At 57.1% G+C, this 4462-nt stretch carries 5 protein-coding genes; all 5 read right to left on the reverse strand.

Translation table 11 applies throughout. The features are described from left to right. Positions 1 to 435: hypothetical protein (locus PHQ58_RS23300; protein ID WP_300116226.1), on the reverse strand; the 435-nt coding region annotated here is incomplete at its 3' end. Between the two features lie 18 nt (positions 436 to 453). Further along, positions 454 to 1602: an FIST N-terminal domain-containing protein gene (locus tag PHQ58_RS23305; protein WP_300116228.1), complete on the reverse strand. Its 1149-nt coding sequence runs from the start codon at positions 1600 to 1602 to the stop codon at positions 454 to 456. Between the two features lie 38 nt (positions 1603 to 1640). Continuing rightward, positions 1641 to 3170: a malonyl-CoA synthase gene (locus tag PHQ58_RS23310; RefSeq protein WP_300116232.1), complete on the reverse strand. Its 1530-nt coding sequence runs from the start codon at positions 3168 to 3170 to the stop codon at positions 1641 to 1643. 53 nt (positions 3171 to 3223) lie between these two features. Beyond that, entirely contained in the window at positions 3224 to 3988 is a 765-nt protein-coding gene (locus PHQ58_RS23315; RefSeq protein ID WP_300116235.1) for an enoyl-CoA hydratase/isomerase family protein, read from the reverse strand. A gap of 13 nt (positions 3989 to 4001) precedes the next feature. Then, positions 4002 to 4462, reverse strand: a 461-nt coding sequence (lgt, locus tag PHQ58_RS23320; protein WP_300116238.1) for a prolipoprotein diacylglyceryl transferase, incomplete at its 5' end; no start/stop codon positions are given.

Raw genomic sequence — 4462 nt, forward strand, 5'->3', positions numbered from 1 at the left:
TTGTAAGTCCCGTTCGCTCATTTCCCGCTGTTGCGCCAATTCGGACATCAGATTGGACAAGGATTCGAGGTTGTCATCTCGCAGCTCCGGCAACTCAGTGTCCATGGACTGCATCAAACTGGCGGCAGTCTGTCGCAAAGAATCAATCGCGCGGGTACGGCTCTCCAACTCCTGGCGCAAGCGATCATTGGTATGCGACAACTCAATTGAACTGATCTGCAAACTCCGGGTTTTAAGGTCCAAATCCCGATCATTTTGCGCATATGCCTCTTCAACCTGGCTCAAAAAATGACCCAGGCAAGACAACAAACCAGCGGTCATTTTTGAAATGCCAGGCGTACTCGCCAATTGTCCGAGCTCATCCAGGGCAGCGGGCAGCTGGCCATCGTCCTCTCCCAGTAATCGTTTGATTTGGCGAGATAACAATTTATGCATGGTGCGGGTACTTCACTTTCAAGCGCCTTGGGGTCGCTCGGCAAGGTGGGTGATCGTCATGGTCTGATTGTGCAACTTACAGGCTGTGTCCCCGGTGAAGGGGCTGATTTCGCCATACGAATAAAACCCGGTCAACACACTGCCCGTCTGGAATACGTCGGCCACGGCCTCCACCTCTTCTTCGACCCGGCCGCCCATCACCAATTTGCGACCAACACAACTGACCAGCAAGGCAAGCTTGTGGTGTCCCGATGCCAGCGCTATGGAAGCCCCATGTGCTGCCGCTTCAGCGCCATCGACCAAAGCGTTGGTGCTCGCATGCATGAGTCGCAAATAGCCCCCTGGCTCTATCTCGCCAGCAAGCGTCAGGCTGCCTTGCACCTTGTCTACCGCCAAAATGGTGCGAATCAAACCGACTTCAGACTGGTCGCTTGCCAACATATCGAAGGGGAAAAGCAAACCGGACGCCGGCAAGTTTGCTGCGTGTTCACCCAGATAACGCCGGTACACATCCAAGGCGGGTTCGCCGTCAAGTTCAAAAAGCACATTGTTCATGCTTCGGGTTACTTTTCGGGCCGGACCAAACGGCTCCCAGCCGCCTCCGGTCCCATGCGCCAATGCCAAAGCTTCGCCATACAGCCCGACACATGTGACGCGATTGTTGTGAACCCCCGCATTGTCCAGTACCCAAGTTTCCATGAACGCCGCGTCATCACCCGCCAGACCTCCAAAAATCAGCACCGACGGCGCCAGCACCTGATTTAGCCCGGTAATCAAAGCGCTGCCGTTGATGGCGAGACCTTGACCCAACACCAATACAGCACGCAGACCAGGGGCGGGCATCTGCGTTGCCAAACGCATGCCAGCGGCACAGGAATCCTCCATCGAAGACAGGGCGGTTGAGGCCGAGTGCACCTCGGTTGCATCGAAGTGAATTGCGGTCACCACACAAGAACCTGCGGTGACTCCCAATTTGGAAATTTCGCCCGCTGTGCTGCACCCCAGCCTGACAGCCTGTGAAAATCCGTCTGCCAGCGGTTGCATCAGCTTTTTCAGCCACCTGCCGGAGCCAAACACCAGCAGCAGCTGAGGCGAGCAGGATTGAAGCAAGGAAAAATCTTGCGTCAGCTGGGACTCATCCCGAAAAACAGTCTGAACTACATGCATGCCCTCTCCTGCAATTGATCGACAAAATACTAACGGATTTATACCTTGTTAAAGCATTCCCGCAGGATATTCTTTTGCACCTTACCCATGGCGTTTCGCGGTAAATCGGCCATTACATGGCATTGTTTTGGCACCTTGTAGTTGGCCACACAGGCTTTCAGATCTGCCAAAATTTTTGCTGGATCCAATTGCGCCCCTGGTCGCGGCACCACCACAGCCACACCCACTTCGCCAAAATCGGCATGCGGCACACCAACTACAGCACTCTCGGCCACACCGGGCAAGTCGTTGATGAAACTCTCGAGCTCAGCCGGATACACGTTGTAGCCACCACTGATGATCAGGTCCTTGCTGCGACCGACTATGCTCACATAGCCCTTTTCATCCACTTTGCCCACGTCACCTGTCTTGAAAAAACCGTCACTGGTAAATTCTTCTGCAGTTTTTTCGGGCATGCGCCAGTAGCCAGTAAACACGTTGGGGCCTTGCACCTGAATGTCGCCAATCTCACCTGGTGCCAGCTCGGTGCCCTGCGCGTCGACCACGCGTAAGAGAACCCCTGGCAGCGGCATGCCGACGGTACCACCACGGCGCTCACCCCGGTAGGGGTTGGAGGTAAGCATGACCGTCTCACTCATGCCATAACGCTCCAGAATGGTGTGGCCACTGCGCTCCTGCCAAGCTTTGAAGGTATCGAGCAACAGAGGCGCAGAGCCCGAAACAAAAAGCCGCATGTGCTGCACTGCACGCAGGTTCAGACCCGGCTCAGCCAACAGGCGTACGTACAAGGTGGGGACGCCCATGAACACAGTCGCCCGTGGCAAATGTTGCAGCACCACCTTGGAATCAAATTTCGCCAGCCAAATCATCTTGCTTCCGTTGATTAGCGCGCCATGAATCGCCACAAACAAGCCATGCACATGAAAAATGGGCAGGGCATGAATCAGCACATCACCGCCTTGATCCGGGCTGCGCCAGCCCCAAACCTCTTTCAGTACCAACGCGTTGCTAAGCATATTGCCGTGCGTCAACATGGCACCTTTGGAGCGACCCGTGGTACCGCTGGTGTAAATGATTACCGCCAGGTCGTCGGCCTTTTTGGCGGCCACGACATGCTGATCCGATGCAGGGGCAGCACGCTCCAGCAGGGTGCCGGTACGGTCGTCATTCAGGGTCAAGACCCAGCGCGTGCCCGCCTTGAATGCCAGCGTGCTGACCCAGCCAAAGTTTTGTCCACTGCAAACCACCACGGCAGGTTCAGCATTGCCAAGAAAATAGTCAATTTCTGCACTTTGGTAAGCCGTGTTGAGCGGCAAAAAAACAAAACCGGCACGCAGCGTGGCCAAGTAAAGCATCAGCGCCTCCACCGACTTTTCAACCTGCACGGCAATGCGCGCGCCTTCTGGCAAGTTCAGTGACTGCAAAAAATTGGCCAACATGGCGGTGCCACGCTCCAGATCACGCCAGCTGTAACACTGACCCGCATCGGTTTCAACGGCGGCGGTGTCAAGGTCAGCGGGAAATGCCTGGCGCAAGTGCGCGTAAAGATTGACAGAGACTTCAGACACGGTGGTTTCCTCGATTTTTCCAGTAAATCTGGGTGGTTTGGCGCTGCGATATCTCAAAACGCCGGTGGTCGTTTTTCCAGAAAGGCATTGATGCCCTCGCGCTGCTCAACGCCGTCAGCATAGTCGTAAGCCGAGACCAACAACGCAGGCAACTGGTCATGCATGAGCGCACGCAAGGTTTGTTTGTTCTGCCGCGCCGCTTGGGGTGCCAACAGGCAGATGCGCTGCACGCTGGCCTGTGCCAGCTTGCTGAGCGCCACATCTGCGACGACCCGACTTAAAAACCCGCGCTGCAACATGTCAGGTGCGCCGAAAACCGCAGCTTCGAGCAGCATCTGGCGAACCGTGCTCAGCCCCGCCTCTCGTGCGACCAGTGCGGCTTCACGCGGTGCCATCGGAAATCCAAGCCGGGCAATGGGAGCGCCAAAGCGGGCTGATTCTGCGGCCAGACGGACATCGCAACAAGCTGCGATCTCGACGCCTGCTCCCATGCAATTGCCCTCGATCCGCGCCACCATCGGCACATCACACGCCAGCATTGCGCTCAGGGCACCCCACACTGCGTCTTCGTGGAAGGCGCGCAACGAAGGTTCCTGGAACCTGAAATCGGGGTATTCCGAAATGTCGCCACCGGCACAAAAATGGGCACCTTCGCCTGACACCAGCACACAGCGCAGCTCGGTCATGCCCTGGATGCGCTCAAACACGGCCCGCAAATCGCGCCACATCGCACGCGACATCGCGTTGAAGCGCTTGGGATAACTCAGCGTGACATGCGCCACCCCGGCCACTTGTTCGAACTTGATGCTTGATGGCATGTTGTGTCTGAAGTTATTTGCCAAGTCGCTGGGGCTGCGCGCCTGCCCACCACCACAAGCCCAGGCCACCCACCATCATCGGCAGACACAGCCATTGGCCCATGCTCATACCGAGCGACAACAAGCCCAGGTGGGCGTCTGGTTCGCGAAAAAATTCGGCAATGAACCTGAACAGGCCATAACCCAGCAGGAACATGGCAGCCACCTGCCCGCGCGCGCGCGCCTTGATGGCATACAGCCAGAGCAACACGAACAGCAGCAAGCCTTCCAGCAAAAACTGGTAGACCTGCGATGGGTGGCGCGGCAACTCACCCGCGCCCCTGAACACCATGCCCCACGGCAGTTCGGGGCTGGCCACCCTGCCCCACAGTTCCCCATTGATAAAGTTGCCGACGCGCCCGGCGGCCAGACCGGTAGGGACACAGGGCGCGACAAAGTCGGCCACCTGCAGCCAATGCCGGCCACGTGAATGTG

The organism is Rhodoferax sp., from assembly GCF_028688795.1.
In the GTDB taxonomy this organism is placed as follows: Bacteria; Pseudomonadota; Gammaproteobacteria; order Burkholderiales; family Burkholderiaceae_C; genus Rhodoferax.